Origin of the sequence: Segeticoccus rhizosphaerae (genome assembly GCF_005222685.1) — a bacterium.
GTDB lineage: Bacteria > Actinomycetota > Actinomycetes > Actinomycetales > Dermatophilaceae > Segeticoccus > Segeticoccus rhizosphaerae.
Genome location: NZ_SWMA01000005.1, coordinates 151,476 through 173,154, shown reverse-complemented (window position 1 = coordinate 173,154; position 21,679 = coordinate 151,476). Strand labels below are relative to the sequence as shown.

Sequence of the window (21,679 nt, the reverse complement as noted above, 5' to 3'; positions counted from 1 at the left end):
CTTCTCCGGGATCCGCCCTGGTGCCCGGATCCGCTCTGTCCGCTCGATGCGTTCTGTACCCAGTGAACCCGGTCAATCTCCAGACGGGCTGGGCGCATCCTGTGAACTGGCTGTGGGCAGCTCGACCACGAAGGTCGCTCCGGCGCCTGGCGTGGGGGCCAGACCGACGCGGCCGTGGTGGCTGCCCACGATCGCCGCGACGATGGCCAGGCCGAGGCCGTTGCCGCCGCCGTGCCCGCGGGTGCGTGCCGGGTCGGCACGGTAGAAGCGCTCGAAGACCCGTGCCGCGTCCTCGGGGGCGACCCCGCTGCCGTGGTCGCGGACCTCGAGCACCGCCCGCGAGTCGCGGCGCCCCACAGCCAGCTCGATGGGAGAGCCGGCCGGGGTGTGGTTGATGGCGTTGGCCACGAGGTTGGCCACCACCTGCCGCAGCCGTTCCTCGTCGCCGGCGACCAGCGTCGGCTCGACCAGGGCGCCGATCGGGAGCAACCGGATCGAGCGACCGGGGTCGAGCGCCTTGGCGTCCTGCGCGGCATCCGCCGCGAGCACGGTGAGGTCCACCGTGCCGAGCTCGACCGACCTGGGCGTGTCCAGCCGGGTGAGGAGCAGCAGGTCCTCGACGAGCCCACCCATCCGGCTCGCCTCGTCCTCGATCCGGCGCATCGCCCCGGCGACCTCCTCCGGCTCGCGCACTGCCCCCTGACGGAACAGCTCGGCATACCCCCTCACCGTGGCGAGTGGAGTGCGCAGCTCGTGTGACGCATCACCGACGAACCGGCGCATCCGGTCCTCGGATGCCTCCCGCACGGCGAAGGACTGCTCGATCTGCGCGAGCATCGCGTTGAGCGAGTCGGCCAGGCTGGTGACCTCGTCGGGCGCGGTGCGCTGGGGGATGCGGCGGGTGAGGTCACCACCGGCGATGGCCGCTGCCGTGTCCTCGATCTCGCGCAGCGGCCGGAAGGCGCGGCGCACCGCGAACCAGCCGATCACGGCGCAGGCCGCCGTGACGACCAACCCGATGATGGTGGTGAGGACGCGCAGTCGGTGCACCGTGCTGTCCACCGTGGCGAGGGAGACCGCCACCGCGAACGTTGCGGTCCCGTCACGGGTGGCGCCGGCGACCACCCGCCAGCGTCCGTCGCCGTCGACGGAGCCGACGGTGAACGGCTGACCGCTGCGCACCCGCGAGTCCGCGAGGGACAGGTCCGGGATCTTGGGGTGATCCTGGTCGCTGGTGGGCGTGGTCAGGTCGATCGGCTTGCCCGACCCGGTCGGCATGATCCGCACGGCGTAGGTATTGGGAGGGGCGAACGGGTCCAGGTCGGAGCGCTGGTTGAGGACCTGCGCGAAGGCGGCCGAGGCGACGGGGACCGCGGCCTGCCGCAGCTCCTTGTCGGTGCGGTCCATCAGGTAGCCACGCAGCAGGGCGGTCGTGGCGCCGCTGGTGAGGACGATGGCGGCGAGCATGAGCACGACGACCACCGCGATGAGCCGCCAGCGCAGGGGCATCGCCCGCAGGCGCTCGTGCGCCTGGGGCGCCGGGGGAAGGTTCATCGGCCGCTCAGGGCGCTTCCGGCGGCAGCCGCAGCACGTAGCCGACCCCGCGCCGGGTCTGGATCAGCGACGGTCCGTCGACGTCGAGCTTGCGCCGCAGGTAGGAGATGTAGGACTCGACGATGCCCGACTCGCCGCGGAAGTCGTAGTCCCAGACGTGGTCCAGGATCTGGGTCTTGGACAGGACCCGGTTGGGGTTGAGCATCAGGTAGCGCAACAACTTGAACTCGGTCGGCGACATCTCGACGACCCGGCCGCCGCGCCGCACCTCGTGGGAGTCCTCGTCGAGCTCGAGGTCGGCGAATCGGAGGGTCGCGTCGCCGCCTTCCGGCTCCTCCTGGCGGGTGCGGCGCAGCACCGCCCGGATCCGGGCGACGACCTCTTCGAGACTGAACGGCTTGGTGACGTAGTCGTCGCCGCCGACCGTGAGTCCCTTGATCTTGTCGTCGATGCTGTCCCGGGCGGTGACGAACACGATGGGGAGCGCGCGTCCACGCTCGCGCAGCCGGCGGGTCACGGTGAAACCGTCCATGTCGGGCAGCATCACGTCCAGCACGACCAGGTCTGGCTGCAGCTCGGCGGCGCGCGTCAGCGCGCTGTTGCCGTCGGCCGCCACCTCGACCTCGAAACCGGCGAACCGCAGGCTCGTGGCGAGCAGCTCGCGGATGTTGGGTTCGTCCTCGACGACGAGCAGCCGTGCTTCTGGTGTCTGCGTAGTCACGCCGTCCAGTGTCCCGCCGGAGTCTGGGAGTTTCCTGTATGCCGTCTGGGCGCCGCGAGGCTGCTCACGCCGCCACCTGCCGGGCAGCGGGAGGCAGCGGGAACGCGGGGTGAGCCAGCGGGGCAGCGAGAGCAACTCCGTGTCAGTCGGGCAGGCCGGCCTGGAGGTCGTCGGCGTCCACGATGCGGTAGGCGTAGCCCTGCTCGGCGAGGAACCGCTGCCGGTGAGCCGCGAACTCGGCGTCGACGGTGTCGCGGGCGACCACCGTGTAGAAGTGCGCGGTGCGGCCGTCGCCCTTGGGCCGCAGCACCCGGCCGAGTCGCTGCGCCTCCTCCTGCCTGGACCCGAAGGTGCCCGACACCTGGATGGCGACACTGGCCTCCGGCAGGTCGATGGAGAAGTTGGCGACCTTGCTCACGACGAGCAGGCCGACCTCGCCGGAGCGGAAGGCGGCGAAGAGCTTCTGCCGCTCGGTGACCGTCGTCGCGCCCGTGATGAGCGGGACGTCCAACCGGCCGGCGAGCGTCTCGAGCTGGTCGAGGTACTGGCCGATGACCAGGGTCGGCTCACCGCGGTGCCGGGCCACGAGCGCCTCCACGACGTGGTCCTTGGTCGGGCTGCACGAGGCCAGCCGGTAGCGGTCCTCCGGCTCCGCGGTCGCGTAGGCCATCCGCTCGGCGTTGGGAGGCGTCACCCGGATCTCGACGCAGTCGGCGGGGGCGATGTAGCCCTGGGACTCGATGTCCTTCCAGGGCGCATCGAACCGTTTCGGTCCGATCAGGCTGAACACATCGGACTCGCGGCCGTCCTCGCGCACGAGCGTCGCGGTCAGGCCGAGGCGTCGGCGGGCCTGCAGGTCGGCGGTCATCCGGAAGATCGGAGCAGGCAGCAGGTGCACCTCGTCGTAGATGACCAGTCCCCAGTCGCGGGCGTCGAGCAGGTCGAGATGGGTGTAGGTGCCCTTGCGGCGCGTCGTGAGCACCTGGTAGGTCGCGATGGTCACCGGCCGGATCTCCTTGCGGGCGCCGGAGTACTCGCCGATCTCGTCCTCGGTCAGGGAGGTGCGCCGCAACAGCTCGTCGCGCCACTGCCGGGCGGCGACCGTGTTGGTCACGAGCACGAGGGTGGTGGTGCGGGCACGGGCCATCGCACCCGCGCCGACCAGCGTCTTGCCCGCCCCGCAGGGCAGGACGACCACGCCGGAGCCACCGTGCCAGAAGCCGTCGACCGCGTGCTGCTGGTAGGGCCGCAGCGACCACTCCGACTCGTCGAGGTCGATCGGGTGCGCCTCGCCGTCGACGTAACCGGCCAGGTCCTCCGCGGGCCAGCCGACCTTGAGCAGCTCCTGCTTGAGGTGGCCGCGCTCGGAGGGATGCACGGCGATCGTCCCGTCGTCGACGCGCGCGCCGACCAGGGGCTTGATCTTCTTGTGCCGCAACACCTCTTCCAGCACCGGCCGATCGGTGCTGCGCAGCACGAGACCGTGCGAGGGGTGCTTCTCGAGGCTGAGCCGGCCATACCGGGCCATCGTGTCGGCGAGGTCGACCAGCAGGGCCGGCGGCACGGCATACCGGCTGTAGGTCACCAGCGCGTCCACCACTTGCTCCGCGTCGTGCCCGGCGGCGCGGGCGTTCCACAGGCCGAGCGGAGTGAGCCGATAGGTGTGGACGTGCTCGGGGGCGCGCTCCAGCTCGGCGAACGGCGCGATCGCACGCCGCGCCTCGTCGGCACGGGGATGCTCGACCTCGAGCAGGAGGGTCTTGTCGCTCTGGACGATGAGGGGGCCGTCGGTCATAACTGTGGCATCAACGCGTTCGGCCGGTGGGGTGTTCCCGTAGCGCTCACCTCACCGGCGTCGTGAGCTGGTGCATCCAGACGGCCAGCCCCACGCCGAGCAGCACCGCGCCGATGACCACGAACGCCCAGTTGACCACGTAGACGATCCAGCCCACCCGCAGCAGTCGTCGTTTGGCGGCAGCGTCGTCCTTGCCGACCGCGAGGAGGCCGATGGCGACGCTCGGCAGGCCGACGAACAGCATGGTGAAGACCATCGTCAGCAGCGACACGGTGACCAGCGGCGCGGCCGACGGCCGTGACTGGTCCTCGACGTGGTGTCCGTAGGCCGGATAGGGCTGGCCCGGCGGCGGCGAGAGCCGGGGAGCGTCGGAGCCGTATGCCGGGTAGGGCTGGCCGGGTGGGGTCCCCACCTCCGGGCGCGCGGCATAAGGATCCGGGGGCGCGGCACCCGAGGGCGGTCGCGTCTGGCGCTCGGCCGACTCTGCTGGCGGCGGGTGGACCGGCATCCGTGCCGCGTCGGTCATCGGCAGCGGAGAGGTCGGGTCCGGCCGCACCGGTGCCGTGGTGCTCCCGGTGAGCGTGGCCCGGCGCTCGCGGAAGGCCCGGGAGAACGCATCCTCCTCGGGATCGCCGGCGCCACTGGCGCGTGGGTCATCGCTCATCGCGTGCTCCTCTGTGCCGCGTGGTTCGAGCATAGGCGGCGCTGCAGGTCAGCGGTGGTGTGGCGGGACCATCGCCCCGGAAAGGACGAGGACGGTGGTCGGCGGTGCCCGAGTTCGAAGGAAGGTCCTGCGTGCCGGTTGCCGCGACGACCGCGGCGCAGGACGTCGTGCCGACGGGGGACCGGTCCACCGTCGCCCCATGGCGGCGGCAGGTCGGATGGCAGGATGAGTGACATGAGTCTGCCGAGCACCGTGCCCCTGTCCGGGCTGCCGGATCGCGTCACCATCTACGAGGTGGGCCCGCGCGACGGGCTGCAGAACGAGAAGGCGGTCGTGCCGGTCGAGACCAAGGCCGAGTTCATCCGGCGGCTGGTCGCCGCCGGACTCGGGACGGTGGAGACCACCTCGTTCGTGCCGCCGAAGTGGATCCCCCAGCTGGCCGACTCGACGGAGCTGGTCGGCCTGCTCGGAGAGGACGCGCTCGGCCCGCGTCGACCTGTGCTGGTGCCCAACGAGAAGGGACTGGACCGGGCCCTCGAGCTCGGCCTGACCTCGGTCGCGGTCTTCGGCAGCGCCACCGAGACGTTTGCCCGCAAGAACCTCAACCGCACGGTCGCCGAGTCGCTGGAGATGTTCGCTCCGGTGGTCTCGCGTGCCAAGGAGGCTGGTGCCTGGGTGCGCGGCTACGTCTCGATGTGCTTCGGCGACCCGTGGGAGGGGGAGGTGCCGGTGGCCCAGGTCGTCGACGTCTGCGGCCGCCTGATGGACCTCGGCTGCGACCAGCTGAGCCTGGGCGACACCATCGGCGTCGGCACACCCGGCCACGTCCTGTCACTGCTGGACTCCTTGGACGGCAAGGGAATCGGCATGGAACGTGTCGCTGTGCACTTCCACGACACCTACGGTCAGGCGCTGTCCAACACCATGACCGCGCTGGCCCGTGGCGTCACCGTCGTCGACGCGTCGACGGGCGGTCTCGGTGGGTGCCCCTACGCCAAGAGCGCGACCGGCAACCTGGCCACCGAGGACCTCGTCTGGGCGCTCAACGGGCTCGGGATCGAGACCGGGGTGGACCTCGACCAGCTCGTCTCGACCAGTGTGTGGATGGCGCAGCAGCTGGGCCGGCCGTCGCCGTCGCGAGTTGTCAAGGCGCTCGCCGGAGCGGCGACGACAGCGGGAGGACAGGGGTGAGCGCGAGCGAGGTCACCTACCGGAAGGCGACTCTCGACGACGTGTCGACGATTGTCGCGCTGCTGATGGACGACCCCCTCGGCGCCGGCCGCGAGGACCCCGACGACCTCGCGCCGTATGCGCGGGCGTTCGCGCAGATCGCCACCGACCCGCACCAGGTGCTCGCGGTCGCCGAACGCGATGGCGTCGTCGTCGGCACGCTGCAGCTGACCACGATCCCGGGGCTCTCCCGTCGGGGCACGACCCGCGCCCAGGTCGAGGGTGTGCGCGTGCGGGCGGACGAGCGCGGGACCGGTCTCGGAACGCAGCTGATCGAGTGGGCCGTCGAGGAAGCGCGCCGTCAGGGGTGCGCGCTGATCCAGCTGACCTCCGACAGCTCGCGCGCCGGCGCACACCGGTTCTACGAGCGGCTCGGCTTCACGGCGAGCCACGTCGGCTTCAAACGCGAGCTGTGACCTGTCCCCGGCCACGGACGGACGTTAGAGCCGCACCTCACGCATGCGATCGTCATACCTCACCAGCCCCCTCCCCCTCCGAAGGAGCAGTTCCCAGATGAAGTCAGGCATCAACCTCGAGGCGATGGACCGCTCGGTGCGGCCCCAGGACGACCTCTTCGGGTTCGTCAACGGAAGTTGGATCGCGAACACCGAGATCCCGTCCGACCGTGGGCGTTACGGCACCTTCGACATGCTGCGGGAGGAGGCGGAGGGGCACCTGCACGAGCTGCTCACCGAGGCCGGCGCCGAGGACGCGGCACCGACCGCCGGGCGCAAGGCGGGTGACCTGTTCGCGTCGTTCATGGACGAGGCGCGCGTCGAAGAGCTCGGCGTGACCCCGCTGCGGCCGGACCTCGAGGCGATCGACTCGGTCATGAACGTGCCGGGACTTCTGCGGGTGATGGGACAGCTGCAGCGCCACGGGGTCGCCGGTGCGGTGATTCCCTTCATCAACACCGATGCCCGCGCCTCCGACCGCTACATCGCCTATTTCGAACAGGCGGGTCTGGGCCTGCCGGACGAGTCGTACTACCGCGAGGAGCGGCACGAAGGTGTGCGGACGGCATACGTGCCGCACGTCGCGCGGATGCTCGGTCACCTCGGGGTGGACGCAGCCCAGGACGCGGCCGACCGCGTGATGGCGCTCGAGACGCGGCTGGCGAAGTCGCACTGGGACAACGTGGCCACGCGTGACGCGGTGAAGACCTACACCAAGGTCGACGCTGCGGGGCTGCGCGATCTGGCTCCGGGGGTCGACTGGGACGCCTGGCGCGAGGGGCTCGGGGTCGCGGCCGACGCGCTCGACGAGGTCGTGGTGCGACAGCCGAGCTACCTGGCCGGACTCGCCGAGGCGCTCGAGCAGGTGCCCCTGGACGACTGGAAGCTCTGGCTGCGCTGGCAGCTCGTGCACGCCTATGCCGCCTACCTCTCCGGGGACCTGGTGACCGAGGACTTCGAGTTCTTCGGGCGCAAGCTCACCGGAGCCACCGAACTGCGCAAGCGGTGGAAGCGTGGGGTGTCCCTGGTTGAGGAGGCGGCAGGCGAGGCGGCCGGCCAGCTGTATGTCGAGAAGTACTTCCCGCCGGAGGCCAAGGCCCGGATGCTGAACCTGGTGGAGAACCTGGTGGCGGCCTACCGCCGCAACATCTCGTCGTTGACCTGGATGGGTGAGGAGACGCGAGCCAAGGCCCTGGAGAAGCTCGAGGCGTTCACGCCGAAGATCGGCTACCCCGACCGGTGGCGGGACTACTCGGCGCTGGAGGTCGACCGCAGCGACCTGCTGGGCAACGTGCGACGGGCCAACGCCTTCGAGCTGGACCGCGACTTCGGCAAGCTGGGCAAGCCGATCGACCGCGACGAGTGGTTCATGTCGCCGCAGACGGTCAACGCCTACTACAACCCGGGGATGAACGAGATCGTCTTCCCCGCGGCGATCCTGCAGCCGCCGTTCTTCGACGTCGAGGCCGACGACGCGGTCAACTACGGCGCCATCGGGTCGGTCATCGGGCACGAGGTCGGCCACGGGTTCGACGACCAGGGTTCGCGATACGACGGCGCGGGCAACCTCGTGGACTGGTGGACGCAGGAGGACCGCGAGCGCTTCGAGGCGCTCACCGGCGCGCTGATCAAGCAGTACGACGCCTTCGAGCTGCGCGACTACCCCGGCAACACCGTCAACGGCGCGCTGACCGTGGGTGAGAACATCGGCGACCTCGGTGGGCTGACGATCGGCTACGAGGCGTGGCGGATCGCGACCGAGGGCGCACCGTCGCCCGAGATCGACGGGTTCACCGGTGCACAGCGGGTGTTCGCCGGCTGGGCGCAGGTGTGGAAGGGCAAGGCCCGCGAGGAGTCGGCCCTGCAGCTGCTGCAGATCGACCCGCACTCGCCGGCCGAGTTCCGGGCCAACATCGCCCGCAACCTGACCGAGTTCTACGACGCCTTCGACGTGGTCGAGGGCGACGACCTCTGGCTGCCCGAGGAGGAGCGCGTCCGCATCTGGTGAGCACGGCGATGTGGTCAGGCGGGGCGGTCAGGCCAGGGCGGCTCCGGTGATGCGGTGGATGGAGAACGACCGCTGCACGTCGGAGTCGGCCTCAGAGCCGAGGACCCGGCCGCCCTCGACCCGGCTGGGCCGCAACAGGATCCGTCTACTGCTGCCGGTCGCGTCGACGTAGCCGATCCACACGCCGAGGTGGTCGGCCACTGCCTCCCGCAGCAGCGCGAGGGTCACCGTCGGATCACTGGCCGGCAGCCGCGGGCCGACTCGCGACTCGTCCTGCTGACGTCGGTATGCCGTGGCCTCCTCACCCGCGCGCAGCGCCGCCACGAGGGTCGTCGAGTAGTCGTCGTCCACCCGGGTGACCTGCACGGGTGAGGTCGCGGCCCGGCGAGGAGGCGTGCGGTGTCGGCTCGCTGCCGGGACGACGATGCCGCCCTCCGGCGACTCGGCCGCCGGGGTGAACCCGTTGTCCCGCAGCATCTCCAGGGTGGTGGTGGCTGGTGCTGGCGACACGAGCACGGTCGGGGCGATCCGGCGCAGCCGCAGGGGGCGGAGGCCCCGGTCGGCCGCCATGGCGTCGAGCACCGCGCCGTCGTCACTGCGCACGTAGGAGCTCACCGAGCCGACCCGGGTCTGCCCGTGCCGGCGTGCGACGTCGTGGACGAGGTAGTCCAGTGGTTGCGGGACGGGAGTGCGGCTGGCGTCGGAGAGGGTCTGGAGCACCTGCGCCGCCGACCAGCCCGCGTCGAAGACCCGGCGCAGGCTGTCGGGGGAGAAGCGGAAGACGGTGGCGCCGCCGCGGGACTCGACGTCCGACGCGAGCCGCATGAAGCGCGCGAGGCTGCCGTCGAGGCGTCCGGGCGCGATCGCCGTGAGGTCGGCCTGCAGGAGGATCTCCTCGACGGGTGCCGGCAGGTGCTCGGCCATCGCAGCAGTCGCCGCGTCGAGGTCGTCCTCGAGCAGCAGCCGACCCGCCGCGCTCAACGCGCCGCCGCCGGTGACCCCGACCCAGTCGGCCTCGCGGAGCACGACGTCGATCCTGGTCTCGACCCCCTCGGGGAGTCGCAGCGGGCGACGCCACCGGATGCGGTCCTCCAGGACCCCGATGCCGGGGGCGGCGCCGGGCGCCAGCGTGGCGAGCTCGCGCAGCACATCCGCCCGGCGCTGCCTGCCGGCCGGCCAGACCGCCGCCGCGCTCAACGCGTTGACCGTGCCCGAGCCGACGGCGTTGGACCCGACCAGTGAAGGGGCCCTGCTGCTCGCGAGCCAGGCGGCCGCGACCCGGCACCAGCGTCGTTCGCCGGGCTGCTGCTGCCACTCGTCGTAGGCGGGGGTGGGTGCCCAGCTGGGTTCGAGGGCGCCGTCGTCCGCGAGCAGCCCTGCGGCGTAGCCCATTTCGGCGACGAAGGCCGCATGCTCGACGGGTAGGTCGAGGACCGCTCCGAGCCGTTTGAGGTCGCGCACCGCGAGACCTCCGGCCCGCAGCACTCGTGGTGGCCGCGCCCCCCACTCCTCGGCCAGCTCGTCGAGGTGGCCGAGGAGCTCGGCGGCCGGTGCGCCCGCGGCCGAGTCGACCGACTCCGGCGCGCGAACGTGCGAGGGGGCAGGCGGCGGCTCGAGGCGGGGCTCGCGGTGCAGGCGCCCGTGCCGCAGGTGCAGGGCGACCTCGCGCGGGAGCATCACCTGGTCGTCGGCGGTCGGGACGAGCAGTCCGGCCGTCACCAGCTCGCGGCCGGCTCGAGCCAGGGGTCCCTCGGGCGTGAGCACACCCACCGGTGGACCCCAGGTGAGGCGGTCCAGGATCGCCCGGGCCTCGGGGGAGGACATCGCGACCGACTTCTCGAGGTCAGCGCCCGCCGGTGTGGTGACGGCCTGTCCCGCAGCGCTGTCGCCGGCACGCAGATCGGCTGCAGGTGGCCCGATACCTGCCGGATGGGGGCCGATCAGCTCGGCCACCGTGCGCACCACGCGCAGGCCCTCGGGGCTGCGCCACAGCAACGCGATCCGCCACAGCCGGTCGAGGAAGGGACGTAGTGCCGACACCGAGATGCCCATCAGCGCCGCGGTCTGTCGCTCGTCCGGCTCGCCGGTGACCAGCAGCGCCTCGATCACCTGCAGGTGGCCCCGGTCGAGGGTGTCGAGGGCGCGCTGCAGACTGGCGCGGGTGCTGGAGCGGGCGGCCAGGCTGGTGAGGTCGGCCGGCGCGGGCCGGGCCAGGTCCGGACGCGATCGGACCAGGTCGCGCAGCTCCTCGTCACTGCGCGACCGGACGTCCTCGGCCAGGCTCCGGGAGGGGGAGCGACGGGACGCACGTGAGGCAGGCACTCGTCATACGCTATCCGGATCCGGGACGGGTGCTTGCCCAGAGGGCGCCCGGTGCCAAAGATGGAGGGGCCAGCACCGCTTCGACCCTGGAGGCCCCGTGTCCGCTCCTGCCCAACCGTCCTACGCGTCCGGCACGTCGGACTCGCCCCTGCTGGGCGACACGATCGGCGACAACCTGGTCCGCACGGCCGCCAGCTTCCCCGACCGTGAGGCCCTCGTCGACGTGCCGAGCGGTCGGCGGTGGACCTACGCCGAGTTCGACCGGGACGTGGACGCGTTGGCGCTCGGGCTGCTCGCCCGGGGGGTCGCGGCAGGGGACCGGATCGGCATCTGGTCGCCCAACGGTGCCGAGTGGACCCTGCTGCAGTACGCCACGGCCAAGATCGGCGCGATCCTGGTCAACGTCAACCCGGCCTACCGGTCACACGAGCTGGCCTACGTCGTCAAGCAGTCGGGCATGCGGATGCTGGTCAGCGCGGTCCGGCACAAGACCTCCGACTACCGGTCGATGGTCGACCAGGTCCGCGGCGACTGCCCCGACCTGACCGACGTGGTCTACATCGGCGAACCGAGCTGGGACGAGCTGGTGGCGGCGGGTTCCACGGTGGACCGGCAACAGCTCACGGACCGGATGGTGACGCTCACCGCCGATGACCCGATCAACATCCAATACACCTCGGGCACCACGGGGTTCCCCAAGGGCGCGACCCTGTCGCACCACAACATCCTCAACAACGGCTACTTCGTGGGCGAGCTGGTGGGCTACAGCGAGCAGGACCGGATCTGCCTGCCGGTGCCCTTCTACCACTGCTTCGGCATGGTCATGGGCAACCTGGCGGCCACGTCGCACGGGTCGTGCATGGTGATCCCCGCGCCGTCCTTCGAGCCGGCGGCGACGCTGAAGGCGGTCCAGGACGAGCGCTGCACCAGCCTCTACGGCGTGCCGACGATGTTCATCGCCGAGATGGGGCTGGCAGACTTCAGCTCGTATGACGTGTCCGCCCTGCGCACCGGCATCATGGCCGGATCGCCCTGTCCCGTCGAGGTGATGAAGCGGGTGGTGGCCGAGATGAACATGGACGAGGTGGCGATCTGCTACGGGATGACCGAGACCTCGCCGGTCTCGACGATGACCCGGGTCGACGACGACCTCGCCCGCCGCACCGAGACGGTCGGGCGGGTGATGCCGCACATCGAGGTGAAGGTCGTGGACCCGGTGAACGGCCGCACCCTGCCGCGTGGCGAGCCGGGGGAGCTGTGCACCCGTGGCACGAGCGTCATGCTCGGCTACTGGGGCCAACCGGACAAGACGGCCGAGGTGATCGACGCCGCCCGGTGGATGCACACGGGCGACCTCGCGACGATGGACGACGAGGGCTACGTGTCGATCGTGGGGCGGATCAAGGACATGGTGATCCGTGGTGGGGAGAACGTCTACCCGCGTGAGATCGAGGAGTTCCTCTACACCCACCCCGCGATCGCGGACGTGCAGGTGATCGGCGTGCCCGACGAGAAGTACGGCGAGGAGCTGATGGCCTGGGTGATCCTCAAGCCCGGACAGGATCCGCTCACCGCCGACGACGTCAGGGAGTTCTGCACCGGCAGGCTGGCGCACTACAAGATCCCGCGCTACGTCCACGTCGTCGAGGAGTTCCCGATGACGGTGACCGGCAAGATCCGCAAGGTCGAGATGCGCGAGCGCGCGACGGAGCTGTTGGGCGGGTCCTGAGAGGCGCCCGCCGTACGTCACTCGCGAGCGGCGCGGCGGAGTCATAGGGTCGGCGGCATGGAGACCGCAGCCAGTCCGAGTGGTGAGCAGTGGACGATCCGGCACGGCGAGCACGAGGCCGTCGTGGTGGAGGTCGGCGGGGGACTGCGCAGCTACACGCATGCCGGGCGGGACGTGGTGCACGGCTACGCCGTGGACGAGCAGTGCTCGGGCGGTCGCGGACAGCTGTTGATGCCCTGGCCCAACCGGGTGCGCGACGGACGCTACTCCTTCGAGGAGGGCAAGGAGCTCCAGCTCGCGCTCACGGAACCGCCGCGGCACCACGCGATCCACGGCCTCGTGCGCTGGTCGCTCTGGTCGGTCGCGGACCGCTCGGACGCGTCGCTCACGGTGGCGTGTCGGCTGCGCCCCCAGCAGGGCTGGTCCTGGAGCCTCGACCTCACGGTCGGCTATCTCCTCGATGACGAGGGGCTCACCGTGACACCGCACGCCCGCAACGTCGGTATGACGCCCGCTCCCTTCGGCTTCGGGGCCCACCCCTATCTCACGGCGACGGAGGCGCGCGTCGATGAGCTCACCCTGACGGTGCCGGCGGTCACCTCGGTCGACGTGGACGAGCGGCTGATCCCCTGCGGGACGTCTCCGCTGGAGGGCACCGAGCTGGACTACCGCGGTGGGCGACCGATCGGCAACGCCGTCCTGGACAACGCCTTCACCGATCTCGAGGCAGATTCGGACGGTCGCTGGCGGGTCTCGATCGAGCGACCCGCCGGCGGCGACGGCACCGGCGTGAAGACGACGCTGTGGGCGGACGCGGCGGCCTACCCCTGGGCACAGGTCTTCACCGGTGACACGCTCTCCGAGCCGCTGCGCCGCACCAGCGGGGTCGCGGTGGAGCCGATGACCTGCCCCGCGGACGCGCTCAACTCCGGCACCGGGCTGCTCACGCTCAAGCCCGGCGCCGAGTTCTCGGCCTCGTGGGGCATCACCCCGGCCGCTGCGTCGTGAACCCGTCCACCGCCCTGGCGACCGTGCTCGTCGACGAGCTGGTGCGTGGTGGGGTCCGGGAGGCGGTGCTCTGCCCGGGCTCCCGTTCCGCGCCGCTGGCCTACGCGCTGCAGGAGGCCGAACGCGCCGGCAGGTTGCGCCTGCACGTGCGCGTCGACGAGCGCTCCGCCGGTTTCCTCGCCCTCGGCCTGGTCAAGGGCGGCGGCGGTGTCGTGCCGGTCGTCACGACGTCGGGCACAGCCGTGGCGAACCTGCACCCGGCCGTCCTCGAGGCGCACCACGCCGGCGTCGCGCTGCTGCTCATCACGGCGGACCGTCCGCCGGAGCTGCGCGGCACGGGAGCCAACCAGACGACCGACCAGGTCGGGATCTTCGGTGGGGCGGTGCGCTGGTCGCACGACCTCGGCGCGCCGGAGCGTCGGGCCGGGCAGAACGCCGTATGGCGATCGGTCGTCGCGCGTGCGCGTGCCGCCGCCGTCGGCGGGCTGAACGAGCTCGGAGCCGGGCCGGTCCACCTCAACGTGCCGCTGCGAGAGCCGCTCGTGCCCGATCCGGCCGTGGTGGAAGCGGATTCCGGCTGGCCGGAGTCCCTGGCCGGGCGTCCCGACGGACGGGCGTGGGTCTCCTACCGCGTCCCGTCGGGTCACAACAGCCACTTCGCGGCAGGGGCCCGCACCCTGGTCGTCATCGGAGACCTCCCTCAGCCCTATATGGCTGCGGAGGCGGCGGCCGTGGCCGCACGTGTCGGCTGGCCGGCGGTGGCCGAGCCGTTCGGGTCCTCCTGCGACGGTGACGAGGGCAGCGTGCTCCCGCGCGGACCGTTGCTGCTGACCGCGACGGAGTGGGTGGATGCCCACGCCCCCGACCACGTCGTGGTCGTCGGACGGGTCACGCTCTCGCGTGCCGTCGCGGCCCTGGTCCGGCGTGCCGGGGTCGAGCTGCACGTCGTCACGACGCGGGACCAGTGGTCCGACCCGAGCGCGCAGGCGGCGCACGTCTGGAGCTGGCGCGATTTCCACCAGCTGGATCCGGCGCTGCAGGAGCACGACCCCCAGTGGCTCACCGAGTGGACCCAGGCCGGCAAGTGCGTCGACGAGGCCGGCCGCGCCGTCCTGGCCGATGATGCGGCCTGGCCGTCCGGACTCGCGCTGGCCGAAACGCTGCTCGCCTCTCTCCCTGATCGGGCCCTGTTGTTCCTGGGGTCGTCCAACCCGGTGCGTGACCTCGACCTGGCCGTGTCGCCGGGCCACGGCAACCACGACCTCGAGGTGCTGGCGAACCGCGGCCTGGCAGGCATCGACGGCTGCGTCTCCACGGCGGTCGGGATCGCGCTGGCGCGGGGGGCCGCGCCGACCGAGGGCGCGACACCAGAGGGTGACCCGGCGGACGCAGGGGCGGCGGCCGCCCCCGGCGGGCGGTCGGCATACGCGCTGATGGGTGACCTGACCTTCCTGCACGACACCAACGGCCTGCTCATCGGCCCGGACGAACCGCGTCCCGACCTCACCATCGTGGTGACCAACGACGACGGCGGCGGGATCTTCACCACGCTCGAGCCCGGGGATCCCTCTCGCGCAGCCGATTTCGAGCGGATCTTCGGCACGCCGACCGGCACGTCGCTCGCAGACCTGTGCCGCGCGCACGGCGTCGGCCACATCCTGGCCGAGACACGCGACGAGCTGTCCGACGCGGTCAGCGAGCGGTCGGACGGCCTGCGGGTGGTCGAGGTGCCCGTCCCGCGCGAGAGCCACCGCCGCATGCACTCCCGGGTGCGGGCCGCGGCCCTGCAAGCGCTTCGGGGCAGCTGACCGCCGCCGCCTCAATCGCCGGCTGCACGACTGCTGGAACCGAAATCCCCTGCAAACGTGACTATTTCGTTGACGTCAGCAAAGCAAAACCACACGTCCCGACGGCTATGGTGTCCCGGACCAAGGCCCGAGCACTCGACGAAAGGACCGCGTCATGGCCTCCCACACCGCATCCCGCCCGCCTCCGGAGAGACAGGGCTTCTTCGAGGGCCGATACGGCCGGATGCTTCTGCCCGGTGTCATCCTGCAGTCGGTGCTCATCGGCGGCGGTTACGCCACCGGCCGTGAGATCGTCGAGTTCGGAGCGAAGTACGGCGCCCTCGGCTGGCTCGCGGGGCTCGGCATCTTCGTCGGTTTCGGCCTGATGGCCTTCCTGATGTTCGAGACGGCCCGGCGTTTCCAGGCGTTCGACTACCGTACCCTGCTGAAAAAGCTCATCGGGCCGCTCTACTGGACCTTCGACATCGTCTACATCCTGCTCGCGATCCTGATCATCGCGATCATGGCGGCGGCGACGGGGGAGATCCTCAACAGCACGCTGGGCCTGAACTACTGGGTCGGCGTCCTGCTGATCACCGTCGTCGTCGGACTGCTCAACTTCTTCGGCGAGAGCGTGATCGAGCGGTTCAAGTCGGTCGGCACGGTGCTGCTCTACGTCGGATACATCATCTTCGCCACGCTGGTGATCATGCGCAACTGGGACGCGATCGCGGAGACCTTCAGCAGCGGCAACCACTCCCTGCACCCGACCGTCAGCATCTGGGCCATCCTGTGGTCCGGCGTGCTCTACGTCGGCTACAACCTCGCGGTCTACCCCGCGGCGCTGTTCACCGTGCACCGGCAGACCCGCATGCGCGACACCGCCGTGGCCGGTCTGGTCTCCGGTCTGCTGATGACCATCCCATGGTTCCTCACCTACGTGGCGCTGATGGGCTTCTACCCCCGTGACGACATCTTCGGCGCCACGGTCCCGTGGCTGGAGATGCTCGGGTCCGAGGGCGCCTGGGTGGTCGTGGTCTTCGGCATCGTCGTCGGCTGGACGCTGATCGAGACGGCGACCGGCATGATCTACGCCCTCGTGGCGCGGGTCGACCAGAACCTCGTCGACGTCGAGCGGCCCAAGATGAGCCGCTCCTGGGCCGGCGGAGTCGCAGTGGTCACCCTCGGGCTGTCGGTGCTGCTCGCCCAGGTCGGGATCATCGACCTGGTGGCCAAGGGCTACACGGCCATGGGTTACGCGATGATCGTCGTGTTCGCGGTGCCGCTGCTGGTGCGAGGCACCTACCTGATGGTGACCAAGCAGGGCCGTGCCTTCACCGAGCCGACCGAGCCCGGCACCTACGAGAGGTCCGACGTGCGGGCCGACGAGGGCGAGCTCGACCCCGTCTGACCCGAGACCTGCCGGGGAAGCCACGCCGCCCGCGCGGCGCGGCTTCCCCGGCAGCGCCGCGTGCCCGGGGTCCCACACGTGGTATGCCGTGTAGCCACAGGGAGCCACAGGGAGCCACAGGTAGCCACGGGTCGTATGCCGGGTGGAGGAGGGCAGTGTGCCTGAGCAGAACCGGGTCACGCCGGACGGCGAGATCGTCGCGATCCCGCTGCGCTGCGCCTGGACGGGCAACCGCGGCATCCTGCACGACGGGCACCGGATCCGCCGGTTCCACGCCGGCGATCTGTGGATCACCTGCGCGCTCGACTTCCGGGGGCGGTGGAGCGAGCAGTGGCTGCCGCACCACTTCACCTGGCTGTACTTCCACGACGAGGCGGTGTCGCTGGCGGCGGGGCACCGGCCCTGCGGCGAGTGCCGCCGGGGCGCCTACCTCACCTACCGGGACGCCTGGGCGGACGCACTGTCGGTGCCGCCCCCGTCGGCGAAGCAGATGAATCGTCAGCTGCACGGCGAACGGATTGTGCGTGGCACCCACACCCGGCGGGTGCACGCCATGCCGTGGCGAGAGCTCCCAGACGGCGTGTTCGTCCGCACCGCTACCGGTCCGGCGGTGGTCGTCGACGACCACCTGACCACCTGGACGCCGGCCGGCTACGGCGCCCGGCGAAGGCGTCCACGCCGAGGCGAGGCGGAGGTGCTCACGCCGCCGTCATCGGTGGCCGCGCTGCGCGCCGGCTACCCCGCCCAGCTCGACGACGAGGCTCGGTAGGACGAGCAGGATCCGCTGCCCAGCGTCTGCGGCCTCAGGGCGTGCCGGTGAACGCGTCGCGCATCGGCACCAGCTTGGCGTCGGACTCGGCCAGCTCCGACTCGGGGTCGGACCCCGCGACGATGCCGCAACCGGCGAACAGCCGCATCCGGTCGGGATCGCCCGGCCCGACCGACCCGCAGCGCAGCGCGATGCCCCACTCACCGTCACCGCTCGCGTCCATCCAGCCGACCGGTCCGGCATACCGACCACGGTCCATCTGCTCCAGCTCGGCGATCGCCTGCGCGGCGACCTCCCGCGGCGTGCCGCACACCGCGGCCGACGGGTGCAGCGAGGCGGCCAGCCCCAGCGAGGTCGCGGCGCCCGACAGCACCCCGGCGACGTCCGTGGCCAGGTGCATGACGTTGGGCAGGTGCAGCACGAACGGCGACTCCGGCACGTTCATCGACGAGCAGTGCGGCCGCAGCGCGTCGGCGACGGAGCGCACGGCATACTCGTGCTCCTCGAGGTCCTTGGACGACCGGGCCAGCGACGCCGCGAGAGCGAGGTCGTGGCTGTCGTCGCCGGTGCGGCGGATGGTGCCGGCGAGGACGCGGGAGGTGACCAGGCCCTTCTCCAGCCGCACCAGCAGCTCCGGGGTCGCCCCGACCAGGCCGTCGGCCGCGAAGACCCACGTGTTGGTGTAGGACGCCGACAGCCGGCCCAGCAGCCAGCGGACGTCCACCGGCCCGTCGGTGCTCACCTCGAGGTCACGCGCGAGGACGACCTTGTCCATCCCGCCCAGGGTGATCCGCCCGACCGCCTCGGCCACCGCGCCGGACCACTGCGCCCCGGTCAGGGCGCCGTCGGCAAAGGCGACCGACTCCGGGGCGCGCGGCGCCTCGGCAGGACGCACGGCGGGTGCCCCGGGCAGCTGTGAGCCGAGCCCCACGGTGGTCAGCCAGCACCGCTCGCCGCGTCGACCGACCAACACCTCGGGTATGACGAGTGCCGCCCCACTCGGGGAGTCGTCGGCGAAGCAGAAGGACCCGAACGCGACCGGGCCGGTGCCCGGCAGACCGACCTCGTCACGCACCACGGCGTGTCCGACGACCTCCCGCCACCAGTGCTCTGCGGCAGCGAACCGCTCAGGGCCGGAGGTCTCGAAGGTGAGCGCTCTGCCCCAGCCGACCAGACCGTCGTCGCCGCGCAGCCAGGACGCCAGCTCGTCCGGGGGCCGATCCGGCAGCAGGGCCAGCAACGGGCCCGGGTCGGCGAGATCGACGGTGCGCGCCACCAGCGGCGCGGATGCGGCCGACTCGGGGGCCTCGTGCAGGGTGCTCACGGCGGCACAGCCTACGTCTGTCCGCCGCCGGCCTGTGCGTCGCCCAAGCCGTTTCGACGGACGGTTTCGAGCTGGCACACCGGTCTGGGCGACAGAAGACAGGGCGAAACGAGCACGGGGACGGCCGTCTGCCCGTCGAGGGCGGGTATGGGTGAGGATGGGGCCATGACCCGCGCCAGCCTCGACAAACGCCCGGACGAGGTCGCCTCGATGTTCGACGACGTGGCCGGGCGCTACGACCTGACCAACGACATCCTCTCCCTCGGGCAGGACCGGCGCTGGCGCAAGGCGGTCCTCGCGGCGGTGGACGCCCGGCCCGGGGAACGGGTCCTCGACATCGCGGCCGGCACCGGCACGAGCAGCGAGCCGTTCGCCGACCGGGGGGTGGACGTCGTCCCGGCGGACTTCTCGCTCGGCATGCTGCGAGCCGGTCTCCGCCGCCGCCCGGACCTGGGGTTCACCGCCGCCGACGCGCTGCACCTGCCCTTCAGGGACGGCGCGTTCGACGCGGTCACCATGTCCTTCGGGCTGCGCAACGTCGCCGACCCACAGGCGGCCCTCGAGGAGTTCCACCGGGTCACGGCACCCGGCGGCCGCGTGGTCATCTGCGAGTTCAGCCAGCCCACCAACCGGGCCTTCCGCACCATCTACACCGAGTACCTCATGCGCTCGCTGCCGCCGGTGGCGCGGCGGGTCAGCTCCAACCCGGACTCCTACGTCTACCTGGCCGAGTCGATCCAGGCCTGGCCCGACCAGCGGGGCATGGCCACCATGCTGGCGTCGGCCGGGTGGCAGGACGTCGCCTGGCGCAACCTCTCCGGTGGCATCGTCGCCCTCCACCGGGCGCGCCGCTGAGACCTCCCCCACCCCGACCGCCGTGAGGAATCATCGTGAGGTTCCGGCCCTCAGGAGGGCACCGGACCTCACGAAGATTCCTCACGAGGGAGATGCCAGAGGAGGTTAGGTGCGCCTTGGTACGACAGATCCAGCCTTCCGTCATAGACTGCCAAGTCGAGTTCGTGAAGATCTTCACAAGCGTGCAGAGGCAGTCGTGAGCGAGAGCAGCAGCAGCGTGTCCCGGGTGGGGTCGAGCACCTTCCCGCCTTCCGCCGCACCCTCATCGAAGATCTCTTCCGCGACCGCCTCGACGGCCCCCACCGCTGCCGAGACCGCTGACGTCATCGTGGTGGGCGCCGGTCCGGGTGGTTCGGCAACTGCCGCCTACCTCGCGATGGCGGGTCTGGACGTGCTGCTGCTGGAGAAGACGCAGTTCCCGCGGGAGAAGGTCTGCGGCGACGGACTCACCCCGCGCGCGGTCAAGGAGCTGATCACCCTCGGCATCCCGACGCCGGAGGAGGACGGCTGGATCAAGAACCACGGACTGCGCATCCTCGGCTCCGGCATGCGGCTCCAGCTGGACTGGCCCGACCTGGCCAGCTTCCCGCCATACGGGCTGGTCCGGACCCGGCAGGACTTCGACGAGATCCTGGCCAGGCACGCGGTCAAGCACGGCGCCCGGCTGCACGAGCGCACCAACGTGGTCGGTCCGGTCCTGGACGACCGCACCGGGCACATCGTCGGCGTCCGGGCCAGGCCGGTCGACGAGAAGGGTCGCGGCACCGGCGACGAGGTCGTCTACGGCGCGCCCCTGGTTGTCGCGGCCGACGGCAACTCGAGCCGCCTGTCGTTGTCGATGGACCGACCCAAGCGCGACGACCGCCCGATGGGCGTCGCGGTGCGCACGTACTTCGAGAGCCCCCGTCACGACGACGACTACCTGGAGTCCTGGCTCGAGCTGTGGGCGCCCAAGGCCGACGATCCGGACACCCAGATCCTCCTGCCCGGCTACGGCTGGATCTTCGGCGTCGGCGACGGCACCAGCAACGTCGGCCTGGGCATCCTCAACACGTCCAAGGCGTTCGGCCGGGTCGACTACAAGGACGTGCTCAAGCGCTGGGTGGCGACGATGCCGGCCGAGTGGACCTACAACGACTCCACGATGACGGGGCCGATCCGCGGCGCCGCCCTCCCGATGGGCTTCAACCGGCAGCCGCACTACGACCGGGGCCTGCTGCTGGTGGGTGACGCCGGGGGGATGGTCAACCCGTTCAACGGTGAGGGCATCGCCTACGCGATGGAGTCCGGGCGGTTGGCCGCCGACGTCGTGGCCCAGGCCTTCGCCCGGCAGACCGACGACGCGCGGGAGCGGGTGCTGCGGTCCTACCCCGCGGTGATGAAGGATGCGCTCGGCGGCTACTACACGCTGGGGAGGGGATTCGCGAAGATGATCGGTCATCCCGAGGTCATGCGACTCGCCACCCGCTACGGCCTGCCGCGCACCACGCTGATGAAGCTCATGCTCAAGATCATGGCCAACCTCACCGAGCCGCACGGCGGTGCGGCGAGCGACCGGTTGATCAACGCGCTCTCCAAGATGGCCCCAGCGGCATGACGAATCGCACCGGGCCTAGGATTGTGCGCCGACGAGCCCTGACCACACCGAGCATCCGAAAGGGGAGCGCGAGGTCATGAGCCACTCGTACGTCCCACTCCTGTTCTTCGCCGGCATCGGCGCGGCTTTCGCGGTGTTCTCGGTGATGATCGCCCCGATCGCCGGCCCCCGCCACTACAACCGGGCCAAGCTCGACGCCTACGAGTGCGGTATCAACCCGACGCCGCAGGCCGAGGGCGGCGGCAAGGTGCCGATCAAGTACTACATCACCGCGATGCTGTTCATCGTCTTCGACATCGAGAGCGTCTTCCTCTACCCGTTCGCCGTGGCCTTCGACAAGATGGGCCTTTTTGCGCTGGTGGAGATGGTGCTGTTCATCCTCACAGTGTTCGTCGCCTACGCCTACGTCTGGCGCCGCGGCGGCCTGGAGTGGGACTAGATGGGACACCG

Annotated in this window: 17 protein-coding genes; 11 read left to right on the top strand and 6 right to left on the bottom strand. The window is 71.1% G+C overall.

What is annotated here, in order from left to right; all coding sequences use genetic code 11:
* Nucleotides 1-72: 72 nt before the first annotated feature.
* The 4 genes from FCN22_RS06230 to FCN22_RS06215 all read right to left on the bottom strand — a co-directional run bounded on the left by FCN22_RS06230 (nucleotide 73) and on the right by FCN22_RS06215 (nucleotide 4,734).
* Nucleotides 73-1,554: a sensor histidine kinase gene (locus tag FCN22_RS06230; protein ID WP_137120671.1), complete on the bottom strand. Its 1,482-nt coding sequence runs from the start codon at nucleotides 1,552-1,554 to the stop codon at nucleotides 73-75.
* Nucleotides 1,555-1,561: 7 nt separating this feature from the next.
* Nucleotides 1,562-2,275 (bottom strand): response regulator transcription factor, encoded by a 714-nt coding sequence (locus FCN22_RS06225; RefSeq protein WP_137120670.1) that lies wholly within the window; start codon nucleotides 2,273-2,275, stop codon nucleotides 1,562-1,564.
* 142 nt (nucleotides 2,276-2,417) lie between these two features.
* The gene (locus FCN22_RS06220) at nucleotides 2,418-4,070 is read right to left on the bottom strand and encodes a DNA repair helicase XPB (protein WP_137120669.1); all 1,653 of its coding nucleotides are present in this window, start codon (nucleotides 4,068-4,070) and stop codon (nucleotides 2,418-2,420) included.
* 46 nt (nucleotides 4,071-4,116) lie between these two features.
* Nucleotides 4,117-4,734 carry a hypothetical protein gene (locus FCN22_RS06215; protein WP_137120668.1) on the bottom strand — a complete coding sequence of 206 codons (618 nt, stop codon included), beginning with the start codon at nucleotides 4,732-4,734 and terminating at the stop codon, nucleotides 4,117-4,119.
* 234 nt (nucleotides 4,735-4,968) lie between these two features.
* Here FCN22_RS06215 and FCN22_RS06210 point away from each other — a divergent pair, with 234 nt between their 5' ends.
* From FCN22_RS06210 to FCN22_RS06200, 3 genes are all read left to right on the top strand, one after another.
* Nucleotides 4,969-5,925, top strand: coding sequence for a hydroxymethylglutaryl-CoA lyase (locus tag FCN22_RS06210; RefSeq protein WP_202911442.1), 957 nt, complete (start codon nucleotides 4,969-4,971; stop codon nucleotides 5,923-5,925).
* On the top strand, nucleotides 5,922-6,380 hold the full coding sequence (locus FCN22_RS06205) for a GNAT family N-acetyltransferase (RefSeq protein ID WP_238384550.1): 459 nt from the start codon (nucleotides 5,922-5,924) through the stop codon (nucleotides 6,378-6,380). The genes FCN22_RS06210 and FCN22_RS06205 overlap by 4 nt, the downstream gene beginning before the upstream one ends.
* Nucleotides 6,381-6,477: 97 nt before the next feature.
* Nucleotides 6,478-8,427: a M13 family metallopeptidase gene (locus FCN22_RS06200; RefSeq protein WP_137120666.1), complete on the top strand. Its 1,950-nt coding sequence runs from the start codon at nucleotides 6,478-6,480 to the stop codon at nucleotides 8,425-8,427.
* Between the two features lie 27 nt (nucleotides 8,428-8,454).
* Here FCN22_RS06200 and FCN22_RS06195 read toward each other — a convergent pair whose 3' ends face one another.
* Nucleotides 8,455-10,749 carry a helicase-associated domain-containing protein gene (locus FCN22_RS06195; RefSeq protein ID WP_137120665.1) on the bottom strand — a complete coding sequence of 765 codons (2,295 nt, stop codon included), beginning with the start codon at nucleotides 10,747-10,749 and terminating at the stop codon, nucleotides 8,455-8,457.
* Between the two features lie 97 nt (nucleotides 10,750-10,846).
* Between FCN22_RS06195 and FCN22_RS06190 the strand changes: the two genes are divergently transcribed.
* The 5 genes from FCN22_RS06190 (at nucleotide 10,847) to FCN22_RS06170 (ending at nucleotide 17,453) form a co-directional block, all read left to right on the top strand.
* Nucleotides 10,847-12,478, top strand: coding sequence for an AMP-binding protein (locus tag FCN22_RS06190; protein WP_137120664.1), 1,632 nt, complete (start codon nucleotides 10,847-10,849; stop codon nucleotides 12,476-12,478).
* Nucleotides 12,479-12,535: 57 nt separating this feature from the next.
* On the top strand, nucleotides 12,536-13,486 hold the full coding sequence (locus tag FCN22_RS06185; protein ID WP_137120663.1) for an aldose 1-epimerase family protein: 951 nt from the start codon (nucleotides 12,536-12,538) through the stop codon (nucleotides 13,484-13,486).
* A complete protein-coding gene (gene menD / locus FCN22_RS06180; protein ID WP_137120662.1) occupies nucleotides 13,483-15,294 on the top strand; it encodes a 2-succinyl-5-enolpyruvyl-6-hydroxy-3-cyclohexene-1-carboxylic-acid synthase in 1,812 nt (603 codons plus the stop codon). The genes FCN22_RS06185 and menD overlap by 4 nt, the downstream gene beginning before the upstream one ends.
* A 154-nt stretch (nucleotides 15,295-15,448) precedes the next feature.
* Nucleotides 15,449-16,684: a YkvI family membrane protein gene (locus FCN22_RS06175; protein ID WP_137120661.1), complete on the top strand. Its 1,236-nt coding sequence runs from the start codon at nucleotides 15,449-15,451 to the stop codon at nucleotides 16,682-16,684.
* Nucleotides 16,685-16,841: 157 nt separating this feature from the next.
* Nucleotides 16,842-17,453, top strand: a complete 612-nt coding sequence (locus FCN22_RS06170; RefSeq protein WP_137120660.1) for a hypothetical protein — start codon at nucleotides 16,842-16,844, stop codon at nucleotides 17,451-17,453.
* Between the two features lie 34 nt (nucleotides 17,454-17,487).
* On the opposite strand, the gene FCN22_RS06165 is transcribed toward FCN22_RS06170, so the two are convergent.
* Nucleotides 17,488-18,777, bottom strand: a complete 1,290-nt coding sequence (locus tag FCN22_RS06165; protein ID WP_137120659.1) for an isochorismate synthase — start codon at nucleotides 18,775-18,777, stop codon at nucleotides 17,488-17,490.
* Nucleotides 18,778-18,942: 165 nt separating this feature from the next.
* Between FCN22_RS06165 and FCN22_RS06160 the strand changes: the two genes are divergently transcribed.
* From FCN22_RS06160 to FCN22_RS06150, 3 genes are all read left to right on the top strand, one after another.
* Complete coding sequence (locus FCN22_RS06160; RefSeq protein ID WP_137120658.1) at nucleotides 18,943-19,632, top strand: demethylmenaquinone methyltransferase; 690 nt, start codon at nucleotides 18,943-18,945, stop codon at nucleotides 19,630-19,632.
* A 271-nt stretch (nucleotides 19,633-19,903) separates the two neighbouring features.
* Nucleotides 19,904-21,229 carry a geranylgeranyl reductase family protein gene (locus FCN22_RS06155; protein WP_137120741.1) on the top strand — a complete coding sequence of 442 codons (1,326 nt, stop codon included), beginning with the start codon at nucleotides 19,904-19,906 and terminating at the stop codon, nucleotides 21,227-21,229.
* Between the two features lie 76 nt (nucleotides 21,230-21,305).
* Nucleotides 21,306-21,668 (top strand): NADH-quinone oxidoreductase subunit A, encoded by a 363-nt coding sequence (locus FCN22_RS06150; RefSeq protein WP_137120657.1) that lies wholly within the window; start codon nucleotides 21,306-21,308, stop codon nucleotides 21,666-21,668.
* The last annotated feature ends 11 nt before the right edge of the window (nucleotides 21,669-21,679 follow it).